Genomic DNA, 17,202 nt, shown 5'->3' with positions numbered 1-17,202 from the left:
TTAAGCGACCGCGGCCGCGAACCAATCATGCGATCCCATCCCATCCTTCGGGAAGTTGCGCAAGTCGCCCTCGGCCGCATCGGTGCCGAAACGGCTCATCGCCTGCGCGAGGTTCGATGCGGCGCGCGCCGCATCGACGGGCGTGGTGCCCGGCCCGTCACCCGGTGCAGCAGGCGATTGCGCCGCGCGCTGCGATGGCGTGTAACCGAACGCGACCTCGCCGATGGTGGCCGTCGTCCCGTTTGCCCGCGCATAGGTCGCCGTCGACAAGGCCAGATTGTTGCCCACCTTGACGCTGTCCGACGTCGCAAGGTTGCGAAGGCTGATCTCGGTAATCCCGAGGCCGCCGAGCGAGTTGATCTCGTCCGCCTGCGACACGCCGTCGCCATTGCGATCGACCCAGACCTTGAGTTCCGCGAACCGCGTGTCGGCCTTGTCGAGCTTTCCGTCCCGGTTGCTGTCGAGCGTCGCCAGCCCTTCCCAGCTGTTCTTCGCGCCCTCCTTCTCGGACAGGAACGACAGTTCGGTCGCCTTGGTGATCGCGCCGTCGCCGTCGCGGTCGATGACCAGCATGCCGTCGCCGCCCGACATCCATCCGGTGTCGTCATTCTGCCCGTCGTCGTTGATATCGAACGCAGCCTTCGTTTTGCCCGCGCGCCGCGATTCCAGGCCATCGCCATCGAGATCCACAAGGATCGCCGAAAGCATGCCGACGCGGCGCCCGTCGAACGAGATATAGCTCGCCTCACCAATCTGTCCGGCATCCGGAGACAAGGGGCCTTTGACCTCGCGCGGGACGATACGGATCGTGCCGTTGGCAGCCGCCATCCGGTAATGCTTCGCCTTGCCCGAATAGGCCAGCGGCGCGACGGCGGGATCGATGGCGTCGAGGCTCAGCGCGGTCAGGCCAGCTTGATCGAGTCCCTTGAGTTCGGTCGCCTCGACGCGGCCGTTCCGGTTCGCGTCGGCCCACAGCCGGAGATCGAAATAGCGGGCGTCCTGCGCCGTGATGAGCGCATCGCCGTTGCTGTCGAACTCGGCCATCGCGCCGGCGAGCGTCAGCACCTCCGACGGGACCGTGATCGCCCCGTCGCCATCGCGATCGAGCGCCAGCGACGTGCCTTTCGGCAGTGGCTGCGGCGTCAGGGCGGCGGCTTCGGCCGCGGGGGTTGCCTCGGTCGAGGCCACGGCTGCAGCTGCGGCGCGCGCCAGTTCTTCGCGGCGCTCGGCCTGCGCCTCGGGCGAAGCGGTATTGGACGCATCCGGGAGCGGCACCCAGCCCAGTCCGACGTCGCCCGCCTGCCCGGTCGACCCGTCGCGCCAGGTAACGACCGACGTCGCGCTGATGACGTTGGCGACGCCCGAAAAACTCGTCGCAAGCACGTTTCGGACGAGCGAGATGCTGCGAATTCCCATTTCAGCGAGCGTGACGAGTTCGTGGCTCTGCCCGATGCCGTCCTGGTTGATGTCGCGCCATATCCGGAACGTTGCGAAAGCGTCGTCGCCTTCGTCGAGCAGCGAGTTGCCATTGGTATCGAAGGTGACGAGCCCCTCGAGGTCGGTCGTCGCGCCTTCCCTGTCCTTGACGAAACTGATTTCGTCGAGGTCCTGCACCATGCCGTCACCGTTTCGGTCGAGTGCCAATATCCCGTCCGATGCCTTGACCCATCCCATCACCTGGCGCCGCGCATCACCGAACAGGTTGACCACGAGCCCGCTTTCGAAGGCGCTGGAAAGCTCGAAGCCATCACCGAGCAGATCGATCACGACCGGCATATAGGGATTGCCCATCGGCACGCCCCAATGGCTCGTGTTGATATTCTCGTCATCGGCATAGAGCGTATAGGGCGGCGCCGGCCAGGCATTGCCCGGATTCCAGTGCTGGTTGGCGGTATAACCTTCGGCCGGCGTCCCGCCGTGCGGGAACGGCCGCGACGTGGTCCCTTCCCATTGGCTGTATTCGCCAAGGTAAAGGAGGATGTTTCCAGTGGATTTTTCCACCAGCCACGATTCATTGAACCAGGATTGTTGCCCCCATTGCGGATATCTTACGGGCTCATCATAGCCGAGCGGACCGTCGCCCAGCTGGGTATTCTGGAAGCGCATTTCATAGAGGTTCATGTCTATATTACCGTTATTATAGACATATTTCCTGATGTTGGTGATGTTGATCCGGATGTCGCGCGTTGCGCTCGTATTGGCGCCATCGGACGCCGCGACCGACAGGATCGCATATTTTCCGTTCGCATCCGAAAGCCAGTTGGCCGATTCATAGTCGACCCCGCCGTTCGCAATGACGATCTGGCCGGACGAATTGATGCTGAACGCATTGTTGATATTGCCCGCGACGATCGAATAGCTGGGTGCGGTTCCGTCGGCATCGGTCGCGTTGACCGTGGTGACGATGGTCCCGATCGCGAGATTCTCCGATATCGTGAGCACGGTCGGCGCAGTCAGCACCGGTGCATTGTCATTGGTGTTGTTGATCTGCACCGCGATCCAGGTCGTGCCCGAACCATAGGTTCCGTCGACGGTACGGACGCCGACCGACAGCGAGGTGCTCGCTCCGCCCGATGCGAGCCGTTCATAATCGAAATGGCGACTGGTGATGACGCGCACCTGGTTGCCGACGATTTCGAACATGCCGTCGGGATTGTTCGTCAGTTCGTAGCTGAGCGGATTGAGCACGCCATCGGCGTCGCCCGCGGTCAGCGTCGCGACGACATAGCCCGCACCGCTATTCTCGTTGAACGCCGTCGTGCCCCACGCCGAAACGACGGGCGCTCCCGGCGCATTGTCGTTCCGGTTATAGATATGGAAATAGGTGGTGAACGGGTCGGACGTCATCACGCCGTCGGTCGCCACGATCGTCACCGGGATATAGGCATAGGTATCGTTGGGCGCGACATAGGCGCCGAGGCTGCCCGCATTGGCCTTGACCCATTCGAAGTCGCGCGTAACGCCGCCGACGAAGGTCAGCGCGGCGGCCCCCGACGGGTTCGTGATGGCAAACAGGCCGCCCGTGTTGCCGCCGCTGGCAAAGGCGTAAGTGACGGCGCTTCCGTCTGGATCGACCGAACCGGTAATCGCTGCCGAAGCGGCGTCGTTTTCATAAGCCGAGGGCCAGATTGCGGTCGTCGGCGCGGTTGGCTTTTCGTTGACCGCGGCCACGTTGACGGTGAAATTCTGGTAGGCGTCGAGCCAGCCGCTGTTCCCGCTATTGTCGTAGACGCGGAACTGCAGGCCGTGCGTGCGGTTCGCCACGACGTCATAGTCGAGGATCACCCCATCCTTCTTCCACAACTCCTTCACATTCGGGTTGGCGGTGGCGCGCAGCTCGAACAGCGAGGTATCGCCGCTGTAGATATAGAGGACATGCCCTGCTTCGCCGAAGGCCAGTCCGTCCTTGTCGAGATCGGTCGTGCTGATCGTCGCGATATAGGCCGCAGCGCTCACCGCTTCGCTCACCGACGCCGAAGCGGCGGAGGTAAAGGTCGGCGCCTCGTTCGTGTCGGTCACCGTGAAGGTGAGGTTCGTCATCCCCACCGACAGCCCGCCGGCATCGGTCGCCTGCACATTGACCGTCGCCGTGCCGTTCGTCGTGGTTTCATAATTGACCACCGCGCCCGCCCGGATCGTCACGACACCCGTCGTGGGATTGATCTGGAACCAGCCATATTGATCGCTGGTGATCGAATAGGTCAGCGCGTCGCCGTCGGGATCGGTCGCGGCCATCGTCGCGCCCGTCGCCGATCCTGCACCCTGCCCTTCCGTCAGCAGGTTCGCTGCCGCATTGACGTCGGCCAGCCCGAAGGGCGTCTCGTTGATGTTCGACAGGTTGACGGTAAAGGCCTGCGTCGCCGTGAGCCCACCGCCGTCGGTCACCTGCAGCGTCAGGTTGAAGGTGCGCGTCGCGGGATTGTCGTAATCGAATGTCGCCCCGGCGGCGACGACGAGATTGCCGCCCGAAATCGCGAACTTGCCCGCCGAATTGCCGGCGATGATCGTATAGGTCCGATTGGCGGGATTGCCGAAGCTGTTGCCCGCAAGGTCGGGGTCCGACGATGTGAGCGTGCGGATCAGCGTCCCGGCCGCGGCATTTTCCGCCAGCGTCCCGCTGTTTGCCGAGGTGATCGTCGGCGCTTCGTTCACGTCCGAGATATTGATCGTGAAATTGGCGCTGACCGGCGTCGTCACACCGTCGCTCGCCTGGATGGTGAGCGTCACCGACGACGTGGTTTCATATTGCACCACCGCACCCGATACGACGCTGACGACGCCCGTGCTCGCGTTGATCGTGAACCAGCCCAGCGAATTGCCGCCGGTGATCGAATAGACCGGCGCGGTGCCGTCGGGATCGACCGCAAGCGCCGTGACACCGACGAGCGTGCCTGCGCCCGAGCCGTCCGCCAGCGTATTGGCCGCGCCATTGTTGTCGGTCAGCGCCCCGAGTGCTTCGTTGACGTTGGTCGCGCTGATCTGGACGCCCGTTCGCGTGTAGGAAAGCCCGCCCTGATCGGTGACGCGGATGTCGATGGTCGCCGGACCGCTCTCGAAATTGAGCGACTGGCCGGCCGCCAGCGACAGGCTCGTTCCCGAAATGACAAACTTGGCCGCATCGGCCCCACCGACGATGGCATAGGTGAAGCTGCCGCCGCTGTCGGGATCGGTCGCGCCGAGCGTCGCGACGAGCGCGCCCGCCACATTCTCGTTGAACGCCGCCGGGGTCACATTGACCGCGGTTGGAGCGCCGTTGACCGTGACCGTGATCGTCTTTGTGATCTCGGCCGAAAGCGCATTGTTCGACGTCTCGCGCGAACGCGCTCGGACGGTCAGCACATAGTCAGTGGCCGAAGCGCCGGGGTTGAGGGCGAGTGTCGAGAGGTTCCACGAACGGATGTCGACCGTCGCGGTCGTCGCGCTGTTCGCGCCCGACACCAGCTGCGCCCCCGCTGGCAGCCCTTCGATCCGCAGCATGTCGAGCACCTCGGACCCGTCGGTGTCGATCAGGCCCGCAAGAATGCCCGCGAGGCTGATCGAGGTTCCGGTGTTTCCGCTCGCCGATGCCGGCCCCGACAGCGTCACCCCGTCGGCCACCGCGGCGACCGAAATCGGCACGACCAGTTCGGCCGAATAGAGCGCGCCGTCATAGGCACGAATGCGAACATTGCCGCTGCCGAAGGCATTCGCGTTGGGCCGGATCGTCACCTCGCGCGTGGTGGCGTCGATCACCCGCACATCGCTCGCGGGCACGACCGTCTGCAACACGCCGTCGGTAGTGACGACAACCGAGATGCCGGCGCCAGAGGTCTCGGCGTCGGCGACGGTAAAGCGGAGGTTGATCGAACCGTCCTCGTTGACGGTCGTCGGGTTCCCGGCGACCGCTGTGATCGTCGGAATCTGGTTGAGGCCCCAGCTGTTGTCGATCTGCGCCCGCTGCGTCGCGGTGAGTGCGGCGAAGTTGGCGGGCTGGGTGATGCCCTGCATCGTCGTCAGCAGGCCGGGAAGATTGACCTGACGATTGACGCGACTGCCCGCGATAAAGACGTCGACATAGAAATTATCCGCGGCCGTCCAGTCGCCCGCCGTGGCGTTGGCGAACCAGTCCTTGATCGTCGTCGCGGTGGTCGTACCGAGAATCTTGACGACCAGGTCCTTGCCGACCTTGGTGAACCACAATTCGCTGTAGGCGATGTTGTCGGCGGTTTCGTACGAGACAGAATCAAGCGCGCTGTCATCGTCGTAATTATAGATAGTATCGGCGCCCGAATTGCGACCGATCACATAATGATCCTGGCCCTGGCCGCCGATCATGATGTCGTTGCCCGCACCGCCGTCGAGATAGTCGCCGGCATCGCCGGCATCGAGCAGGTCGTTACCCGCATCGCCATAGAGGAAGTCGCTGGCACCATCGCCGAAGAGACGGTCGTCGCCGTCACCGCCATAGATCTGGTCGACCCCGGCCTCGCCGTAAATGATGTCGTTGCCCATGTCGCCATAGAGCTTGTCATCGCCCGCGCCGCCGTAAATGACGTCGTCGCCGGTCAGCCCGTTGACGATACTGTTGCCCGAGTTGCCGCGCAGCAGGTCGCCGAAAGCCGAGCCCGTCAGATTCTCGAAACCCGAGATGACATCGCCGGTGGCGTCGGCACCCGTCGCGCTGTTCGCCAGCAGGTTGACATTGACGCCGTTCAAGACGCGGTCGACGGCCGCGACGATGACCACGCCGTTGACAGTCGACTGGCCGATCGAACCCGAATTGAAATTCGTGCCCACCGCCGAGCCGGAATAAAGCAACGTATCGATGCCGTCGCCGCCCATGAGAACATCGGCCCCCGCGCCCCCTTCGATGATATCGTTCCCCAATCCACCTTCGAGCCGGTTCGCCCCGGCCGCGCCGGTGATGCTATCCGCCCCCGAGCCGCCGACGACATTTTCGATGTTGGTCAGCTTGTGCGCCGCGTTGGCAAGGTTGATGAAGAGGTTCGCCGTCGCCGCCGCAAAGCTGGCCGTATCGGTACCAGCGCCGCCGTCGATCGTGTCCTCGCCGACCACCAGTGCGTGAATGAGGTCGTCGCCGTCACCGCCGTTGACGATATCGGTGCCCGCACCGCCCGTCAGTATATCGTTGCCCTCGTCGCCGGTCAGATAGTCGTTGCCGAGCCCCCCATCGAGCGTGTCGTTCCCCAGCCCGCCGTAGAGGTTATCGCCCCCGCCGCGGCCGAGAAGCGTGTCGTTGCCGTCGCGACCCTGGAGGAAATTGGCAGCATCGTCGCCGCCCAGCGTATCGGCGAAGGCCGTGCCATAGAGATGCTCGATGGAGATATAGGTGTCGCCGGCGGCAAAGCCGGTGTTCAGCGCCGAGTTCTGCAGATCGGCCGTAACGCCCGTCGTGACCGGATCGTTTCCGGTTCGCAGCGAGGATGAGGAATAGTTGGCATAGTCCGAACCCGCGCCGCCATCGATGATGTCGGCACCCGAGCCGCCGAACAGATTGTCGTTCCCGTCCTCGCCGCGCAGTGTGTCATTGCCCGCGCCGCCGACGAGTGTGTCGTCGCCGCTGCCGCCCAATATGGTATCATTGCCCGCACCCGCATCGATGACGTTGGCAAGCGTGTTTCCGGTCAGCTGGTCCGCAAAGGCAGACCCGTTCAGGTCTTCGACATTGGTGAGCGTATCGCCGGCCGCATCGCCGCCAGTCCCCGCTCCGCCGGCAAGGCTGATCGTGACGCCTGCCGCCGAGGACGCATAGGACATGATGTCGACGCCGTCGCCGCCATCGATCGTGTCGGCGCCCGCCGACCCGTTGACGATATCGTTACCCGCCAGCGCGTTGATCGTTTCGACCCGGAACGTACCATTGATCGTATCGACCCCGGTCGTTCCGGTGATCGTCGCGCCGATGCCCTGTGCGATCGTGATATCGAAATTCGAGCTCGCCGAGGCCTGACCGTCGCTCGCGGTGACGCGGACGGTGAAGGTCTGCCCGATAAAGGCCGTTGCCGCACCGCTTGCGAAGGAGAATGTCCGCGTCGCGGCGGTAAACACCAGCCACGCAGGCAGCGCGCTGCCGTTCGACAGCGTTGCCGAATAGGTGAGCGTGTCGCCGTCGGGATCGGAAAAAGCCGTCGCGGGGACGGCATAAGAGAAGGCCGCATTGTCGACGGGGTTCTGGCTGACCGGTCCCGGCGTGCCGGTGACCGGCACCTGATTGGTCAGGCTGATCGTCTGGTCTGCAAATTGCGCAAACTCGAGCCCGGTATAGCTGTCGGTGCCGTCGTCGCCGTTGGCCAGATTGGTGTCGGTGATCGTACGCGCAGCAAAGTTGATCACATAGTCGGCGCGGTTGCCCGTGTAGACGAGCTTGTCCGAACCAGCGCCGCCGTCGAAACTGTCGTTCCCGGCGCCCCCCTGCAGGACATCGTCGCCGCCGAAGCCCTTGAGGACGTTGGCTGCCGACGAGCCGGTCAGCGTATCGGCAAAGTCCGATCCGTCGATATTTTCGATCAGGCCATCGGCGAACTGGTCGCCTTGCGCATCGCCGCCGCTCGCGGTGCCCGTCGTAAGGTTGACGGTCACACCCGCCTCCGACGTCCGGTAATCGACCGTATCGATACCCGCGCCGCCGTACAGCTGGTCGCCGCCCGCACCGCCCTGAAGCCGGTCGTTGCCGATGTCGCCGCGCAGGATATCGGCGCCCCTGCCGCCGATCAGCGCGTCGTCGCCGTCATTGCCGCTCAGGCTGTCATTTCCGTCGCCGCCCGACAGCATGTCATTGCCGAGTCCGCCCGACAGGTTGTTGGCAAAGTCGTTGCCCGTGATCGTATCGTCATAAGCCGATCCCACGACATGCTCGATCGACACGGCACCACTGCCCGCAGCCGACAGGTCGAGCACCGCGCCGAACGCGCTGCCGCGAATGGCCGCTCCGTCGCCCCCCAGCCGCAATTCGTCGGTACCGCTGCCGCCGTCGACCGTGTCTTCGAGCGTCCCGTCGGCTTTGGCTCGGCCATAGATGAGGTCGTTGCCGCTGCCGCCCAGCAAAATGTCGGCGCCGTCGCCGCCTGCGATCAGGTCGTCGCCGCCGCCGCCGTCGATGCGATCGGCGCCGCTCACCGTATCGGGGCTTCCGATCTGGCTTTCCACGCCGCCGCCGTACAGCTTGTCTCCGCCGGCGGTTCCCGTGATGCGGTCGTCAAAGGCCGATCCCCGGGCTTCTTCAATCGAAATCAGCGTGTCGCCTTCGGCATCGCCGCCAGCCGCGCTGCCCGTCGCGAGATCGATGACGATACCCGCCGTCGAGGCCGAGTAGTCGACCCGGTCGATATCGGCGCCGCCGTCGATACGGTCCGCGCCGCCCGATCCCGTGAAAACATCGTTACCCGCAAGCCCGACCATCGTTTCGCCGCGGAAAGTCCCCGCGAGCGTATTGGCGGCAGCCGTGCCGTTGATGTCCGCGCCCTTGGCAAGCGTGATATCAAGCTCGAACCCGTCGGAGATCGAATAGCCTTGATCGGTGGCGGTCACCTTGACCTGGATCGTGGTCCCGACCGCGGCAACCGGCGGTGTGCCGCTGAAGGTTCGGGTCGCCGGATTGAAGCTTAGCCAGGTCGGCAAGGTCGATCCGTCGGCGAGCGTTGCGGTGAAGCTCATCGCGTCGCCCAGATCGAGGTCGATGAACGCCGTCACCGGGATCTGGTAGCTATACGCCGCGCCGTCCTCGATCGACTGATCGGCCATTCCCGGCACGCCGAGGACGGGCTTGTTGTTCGCGTCGATCCCCAGCGAAACAAGATGATCGGCGAACTGGATGAACTGGATATTCTTCAGCGTGTCGGTGCCGTCCGCGGCGCGCGCGCCGACCCCGGTCACGGTTGTCGAAGGCACCCCGGCAACGATCAGATAGTCGGCGAAATTACCCGCATAGACAGCCGTGTTACTGCCGGTCTGTCCGTCGATATAGTCGTTCCCGGCGTCGCCGCTCAACCTGTCGTCGCCCGCGCCGCCATACAGGGCGTCGGCGCCGGCCCCGCCCGACAGCAAGTTGGCGGAATCGTCGCCGGTCAACATGTCGCCGAATTGCGAGCCCGTCAGATTCTCGACCTGATAGAACCAGTCGCCGGCCGCATCGCCCTGCGCTGCCTTGACGCCCGGTGCGGTCGTGCCGTTCGTCGAGCTGTTGATTTTCAGATCGACCTTGACGCCGTTGATCGACAGCCCGCTCGTCGCGTCGGTGGTCGCGGTGGCGGCAACCGCCATCGTGTCATAACTTGCCGTATCGCTGCCGACGCCGCCGACGAGCTTGTCGCCGCCAGCGCCGCCGACGAGGATGTCGTCGCCGTCGCCGCCATCAATATTATCGGCCGCTCCGCCACCGTCGAGCCGGTTCGCCCCGGCCGAGCCGATGATCGTGTCGGCCTGCGTACCGCCGATGACGTCTTCGATATTGGCCAGCGTGTCGATCACGCTTCCCTGAACATGCGTTCCGGCAACCAGGCTGATCGTGCCCCCTGCGGTAATATCCGACGCGTCATAGGTGTCGATGCCGTCGCCGCCGTCGACATTGTCGCTGCCCGCGCCGCCGCGCAGCCGGTCGTTGCCAAGGCCGCCCTTCAGCACGTCGTTGCCGCCAGCGCCGAGGATGAAGTCGTTCGCCGCGCTGCCGATGATCGTATCGATACCCGACGACCCGTTGATCTGTGCGATCCCCTCGACGACGACCGCGGTCAGATCGATGGTGGCGGCGGTGTTCAGGTTCACGACGACGTTGGATTTGCCGTTACCGCTGATCTTCTCGATCGAGGCCAGCGGCGCCGCCGCCGTGGACGTCAGCCCGATCGTCGCATTGTCGACGTCGGCGATGATGACGTCGTTACCGGCCTTGCCGTCGATCGTCTTGAAGCCGCTGTCGACCCCGAAATGGAATTCATCGTTGCCCGCACCGCCGGTCAGGACGTCGTTGCCGGCCAGCCCGTAGAATTTGGCCCCGCCGGCCAGCGTCGGATCGGCGACGAGCGTGTCTGCGCCGGAGGTGCCGGTGTAGACGATCGAATCCACATAGACGCCATTGTCCTGCCATGTATCGGTAAGGGCGTCGGTCAACGCCTGCGCCGGCGCAGCGGGCCATGTCGACGGAACGGTCGCGCTCACTGCAGCCATCGCCGCTACCAGCGCCTGGACATCGCCGCGCGCCAGCGACTTGTCCGCCGCGACAAGGCGGCGCGCCTGGTTGGCGGTGCCCGCGAACCAGTTCTTGACCAGAACCGACGAGCCTAGCCCGATTGCGGTGATTTCAAGGTCGTTACCGACCTGCCGCAACCAAAGCTGGTTATGGGCAATCTTGTCAAAGACGAGTTCGTCCTGACCGCCGCCGGTCACGACGCTGTCGTTGCCGCTTCCCGCAGCGAAAAGATAACGATCGTTCCCCGCGCCGCCGTCGAGCGTATCGTTCCCCGCGCCGCCATCGAGCGTATCGTTACCGGCTCCGCCATAGAGCCCGGCAGCGAACGTCTGTCCGGCGCCCGCACCGGCCGTGATGTTGATCGTCGACGCATCGTCGCCGTCACCGCCCAGCAGGACGTCATCGCCGCCGCCGCCGATAAGCCGGTCGCTTCCCGCTCCGCCGACAAGCTGGTCGTTGCCACCGCCGGTCCGCGTCAGCCGGACATTGTCGATCACCACCCCATTGCTATCGACGGTACCGATGGCGCGGAACGACAGGGTATTTGTGCCTTCGAGCACCTTTGCCGCCGGTATCGCGCCAAGGGCGCCATTGGTCATGGCCGGCCCGGTCCCGTTTACCGACCTGACGATGACTTCGCCATTCCACAGGATTTCGAACCCGCTGGTTTCACCAGCGATCATTCCCGCATAGGTGTAAGCGAGCGATAGCCCTTCACCCGCGCGCAGTCCCTTGATCTCCTGCGTCAGCGTAATATTGCCGGTTCCATCGTCGAGATGGACAGCGCGGGTTCCGGTAAGCCCCGTCACCCCCCCCGTGACAAAGGCCACGGGCCGTGTTTCGGAACTGGCCCATCCGGCGCCGGCCGATCCATCCAGCGCGACTTCGAAACTGGCATTCACGATACCATAAGCGCTCTGTTCGTCGGCGGATGCGTCGTTCCCGGCAGCGACGAAATAGGTATCGCCGCGCAATATGTCGTTCCCGTCGCCACCGGCGAGAATATCGCGGTCGGCTCCGCCTTCGAGGACGTCATTGCCCGCGCCGCCATCCAGATTGTCGTCCTGGACGCCGCCGGTCAGCGTGTCGTTTCCATCGTCGCCGATCAGGACGTCGGCGCCCAGTCCCTTCACGAGTCCGGTACCGGATCCACCGCTCAGAACATCGTCCCCGCCATTGCCCTTCAGGACATTGTCGGCATCGTTGCCGGTAAGCGTGTCGGCGAGCTGTGAGCCGATGACATTTTCTATGCTGTTATAGGTGTCGCCCGCGGCCTCGCTGCCCGCCCCACTGCCGGCATTGGTCGTGAGGTTCACCGTGACTCCGGTCGAACCGTCCGAACCGAGATAGCTGACGGTGTCAACGCCAGCGCCGCCCTGGAGCACGTCGGCGCCGAGCCCACCGACCAGCATATCGTCGCCGTCGCCGCCCTGAAGCGTGTTGGCGCCGGCACCGCCCACGAGCGTGTCGTTGCCAAAGCCGCCCGAAAGCGTCGCGGCGTTGCTGACGATCAGATCGTCCGCGGGCGCTGCCAGCGTGTCGGTCGATGCCGCGAGCAGGACGCCATTGGCATCGAATTTCAGTCCGGCAAGATTGACCGAACTGCCGTCGGAGAACTGGATCGTTTCGACCGCGCTGTTTGCGTTCGCTGCCGCTCCGCTGCGGAAATTCTGGATCGTGATCTTTCCGCCCAGCACACCGGACGCGGTATTGAGCGTGATGTCGAGGTCGTTGCCCGTGAAGGCGAAGCTGAGGTCGGACAGGGCGATAACATGGCTGCCGGTCGTGAAACCCGCGTCGCCGGTATAGTCTTGGAGGAGGATCGTGTCGGTGCCGCCGGGCGCGGCGCGGGGAATCGTGATCCGGCTGGCGGCGATCGTGTTGCCGCCGGAGTCGAGATTGACGAAGTCGAACTGCTCCGATCCGTCGAGGTTGCGCACGAAGCCATCGCGGGCGAACACGCCGGGAGCCTGGAAGTTCAGCCCCTGCGCCACCGGGTTGGCGATCTCCTTGCGATAGACGACCTCGCCCGTCGCAACTTCCGAGATCACATGCTCATATATGTTGCTGTTGCCCTCGCGGTCGACGAGCTGCACCGTCGAGACATAGCCTTCGGCGAGCTTGCCATTCTCCATGAGAACGATCTCGCCGGCAGCCGCCACGTCGAGGATCGTGTCGTTTCCGTCGCCGCGGCCGAAGACATAGATGTCGTCGCCCGACCCGCCCTTGAGCAGGTCGTCGCCCTTGCCGCCGGTCAGTTCATTCTCGCCCAGGTCGCCCTCGAGCGTGTCGGCGAAATCCGACCCACGCAAGTTTTCGATGCCGTCATAGACGTCACCCGCAGCGTCGCCCGCGGTCGCGTCGGATATCGGCGCCGGCGTCGCGAGCGACGCCTTGACCGCCGCACTCGCAGTTTCGTAACTCGCGGTGTCGAGTCCGTCGCCGCCGAACAGAAGATCGCCCGTCGCCGCGCCGTCGCGCGTTCCGCCCGCGCCGCCGATCAGCACATCGTTCCCGGCGCCGCCGAGCAGCACGTCGGCCCCCGCGAGGCCGAGCAACCGGTCGTCGCCGCTGTTCCCGTTGATAATGTCGTTGAGCCCGGCACCCGACAGCGTGTCGTCGCCGGCGCCGCCGGTGACCCAATTCTCGCGCGCCGCGTTACCCGTCAGCGTATCGTTGCCGTCGGTCCCCGCGACGATATCGGTCGTCACCATGTTGACGGCGCCGGTGTTGAAGAAAGCGAATTTCTCGATCGAGCCCTTGGCGCCCGGGTTGCTCACCCATTCCTTGAGGATGATCTGGTCCGCGATGCTCGCAAAGGATGCGGTGACGCTTCCGCTGCCCTCGATGCCAACGATCAGGTCCTTGCCATTCGCCGCGACCTGGAACTGGATGTCGTTGATATCGATACCGATACCAAATTCGAGCAAGTCGGCGCCGCTGTTCGCGACCACCGCGTCGGCATTGGCCGGACGGTGGAGATAGAGCGTTCCCGTCTCGATGTCATAGCGGGTGCGCGCCGCCCAGTTGGTTCCGTCGAACAGCGTGCCATAGGTCGCATGCGTGATCGTCCCGTCGGGATTGACGACATAGCCGTTCTGGCCACCCTGCCCCGAAACCCACACGACATCCCATTCGTTCGACAGCGCGTCGATGAGGATGTCGCGGCCATCGCCGCGCTGGAACTTGAACAAATCGTCGCCGCTGCCGCCGATCGCCTCGTCATTGCCCGCACCGCCGGCGAGGATGTCGTTGCCGTCGTCGCCCGAAAGGCGGTCGTTGCCGCGCCCCCCGCTGACCGTGTCGCGCCCCGCACCGCCGTAAAGCGTATCGTCGCCATCGGCACCGGCGACGATATCGTTGCCGCTGTCGCCCGATACCGTATCGTCGCCAAGCCCGCCGTTGCCGAAATCATTGCCCGAGAGCAGATAGACGAGATCGTTGCCGGCGCCCGCATGGACGAAATCATTGCCGGCGGTGCCGACGATCGTCTCCGACGAATCCGAACCCAGGATATAGGTGTCGAAATCGGCGAGCCGTATCTCGTTGCCGTCGGCAAAGCGCAGCGTTTCGATCTGGTTGAAGCCGGTGAACCAGTCGCGCATGATCACGCGGTCGCCGGCGAAGACTCCGTCGGGCCACAGCTCGACGATCAGGTCCTTGTTGTCGGCCGATTTCAGGATCTTGATATCCTCGATCCCGATCCCAACACCGAGGACCAGCGCATCATTGCCGCCCGCCGCCACGCCCTGCGGCGTGACCTGCGCACCACCGCCACGCCAATTGTCGAGGCCCCGCCCGTCGCGGAACAAGGATCCGTTCAGCGCCGCCGCATTGTTCGCGACCGAGCCGCCATAGGCCTGCTGTACGATCGAGGTAAGCGACATGCCGCTCTCGTCGCGGATTTCGTCGAAAACGGTCGCATTGCCGATCCCGGTCGCGCCGACATCGCCGATGCGGAAGATATATTGATCGTCGCCGCGCCCGCCGCGCAGCTGGTCGCCGACGCCCGCGCCGCCCGCAAGGACGTCGCCGCCGTCGCCGCCCTCGAGCGTGTCGGTGCCGTCGCCGCCCTCGAGCCAGTCGGATCCCTCGCGCCCGATCAGCAGGTCGTTGCCCGCACCGCCATCCAGGTAATTGCCGTCGCCGCCGAGCGTGCCGGCGCCGTCCGAGCCCGCGTTGATCAGGTCGTCGCCGTCGCCGCCGAGCAGCCAGTCGTCGAGCCGGCCGCCATAGAGCTTGTCGTTGCCCGCGCCGCCGATGATATTGTCACCGAGGTTCGAGGCGTAGACGGTGTCGTCGCCAGCGCCTGCATCGACAGTCGCGGCGATATCGATGTCGAGCAAGCGCCGATCCGACGTCGCAAAACCGACCGTGGTGGAAGTCGCCATCGTACGCGAGCGCGAAATCACGAAACGCGCCTGTCCCGTCGCCTCGTCGACGATCACGTCGTCGATCCAGACGAGCGGCTCTCCGCCCGCTCCATCGACGATCGTACCGGTACCCGATACGGTTTGTGTGCCATTGGCAAGAGCGTTAGCGCCTGCGGTTACCGTGGCGGATAGGGTGAAGCGCTCATTGCCCTCGACATCCGAATGCGCATTGTCGGATACGACAGCCGTCCGGACGAACAGCTCCTTAACGCCGACCGCAAAGGTTGCGGCCGTCGCATTCGACCACGTCACGCCATCGAGCGAAACCTGAATATTAGCGGCGCCGGCGGCGCCATAGTCGGCGCCCGCGCCCTTGGCATTGCCATCTGCCAACGCCAGCGCAAAGGTAATTTCCTGCGACGCGGCCTTCGACAACGACAGTCGGAAGACGGCATAGCCGTCGCCTTCCCAAGCATAGCTGTCGCCGACGAGCAAAGTCGGCAGCGCCGCGGTGCCATCGATCACTGTTGCAACAGCCGCATCGCCCATAATCTGCATTGCAGCCGCGTTGCTTAAGCTCGCCTCGAACCGTTCGACGGCCTCGGTGATTCCGTCATTGGCCAAAGCGACGGTGGCGGTAGCTCGCAACGCATTGGCGGCGAAAGTCACCGAGTTGGCCAAGGCGGTAAAATCCGTCCCGGTGATAGCAATATCATCGTTCAGGTGGTCGTTGACGGTGTAGCCGATCTGGTTTTCAAGTTTTCCGGTGCGAAGGTCGATGGCCTCCGCGCCGCCCCCGGCTTCGATAACGGTCTGGCCCGCGACGTCGATGGCATCGTCCAGTGCCACCTGTCCAAATCCAATACGCCTGCTGATCTTGTCGCTGAACGGATCATACGCGAAACTAAATGTGACTTCAGAAGAAACTGCACCAGCTTCGTCCAGAATTGCGTTAAATCCACCAAACCAATCCGACCTGTGACGCCTTGTCAGGCCAAGTTCAGATGCGCGAACCAAATTAATGGTTGTCTCTAGAGAAAATGCACTATCAGATTCAGCGGAAGCCAGTGCCCCAATCACCATTTTATTAAGCAGGTAATTTTCATATGCTCGCGCGGAAGATATATTACCAATCAAGGTAGACTGTTCGAAATTTTCTGCGGTCACTCCTGCCGTTTCAAATGACGCATATATAGCCCGCTTTACATAGTTACTTCCGCCAACGATCTGAAAATCTGGATCTGTAATTCCTTTGAATATCCCATACGCCGATATCCGATCAAAAGCTCCTTCTGATTTCGATGATATTTTATAGGTTATCGCATCCTTGTCCCTGCTCGACATCGGACGATAGACATAGCTCGACTTGCGCATGCCATAATTGCCGGTCTGTATATTTTGGGGATTGGACAGCTGACCGCCCGAAGCCGTCAAGACAAAGTTGAAAGTCTCCGCAACGCTCGAAGCCAGCGCTTCGGCGGCAGATTTTGAACCTCCCTTTCGGCTATAGGAATTCGCAACCTTGAATTCACCGTTGACCCCATCCCATACGACATCGGCACCTGAACGCGGCGTGCCACCGAAGATGGAGCCGATAAGCCCGCCCACGATGAAGCCAAGGAATGCGCCGGCGAATGCCCCCAGCGGACCCGCAAAACCACCCAGCATGGTAAATTTCTCGGCGAACAGCAGAGCTAGGCCCGCGCTCGCGACGGCGGAGCCGACGGCCGAGCCGATCTGACCACCGATGGTTTCGAAACCTATGATTTCCTGAGCGAGCTTGGTTCCGAGGAAAGACCCTACGGCGTTCCCAATCATCGCAAGGTTAACGCCCTCAAAAAGGGCAGCGCCATCCACGATATTGGTGAGAACCTGCCCTATGACGGCCCCAGCAGTCGTATTTGCAAGCTCTCCCGCCAAACCGTCCAGACCAACCGCGTTGATCAACTCCGCAGTCAGGAAGGAGGAGAGCGCCCCCACTCCCGCAGACTTGAGATTGGCAAGCAGCTCGGGCCCAAATGTCGAGAACGCGTCCTTGGTGGCCTGGGTCGCGGATTGATTGCCAATCAACCCGTCCAAGACATCTCCAATGTTGTCGCCCAGTGTTTGCAGGATGGCCGACGAGCCTATGGATAGAACCACATTATT

The 17,202-nt window shown here is 63.6% G+C and carries 1 protein-coding gene; it reads right to left on the bottom strand.

What is annotated here, in order from left to right; genetic code table 11:
- Positions 1-15,903: a cadherin domain-containing protein gene (locus VGU00_RS12540; protein ID WP_327468966.1), complete on the bottom strand. Its 15,903-nt coding sequence runs from the start codon at positions 15,901-15,903 to the stop codon at positions 1-3.
- Positions 15,904-17,202: the final 1,299 nt, after the last annotated feature.

It is taken from the genome of Sphingopyxis sp., from assembly GCF_035944815.1.
Lineage (GTDB): Bacteria > Pseudomonadota > Alphaproteobacteria > Sphingomonadales > Sphingomonadaceae > Sphingopyxis.
This window is presented reverse-complemented; position numbering and strand designations above follow the sequence as displayed.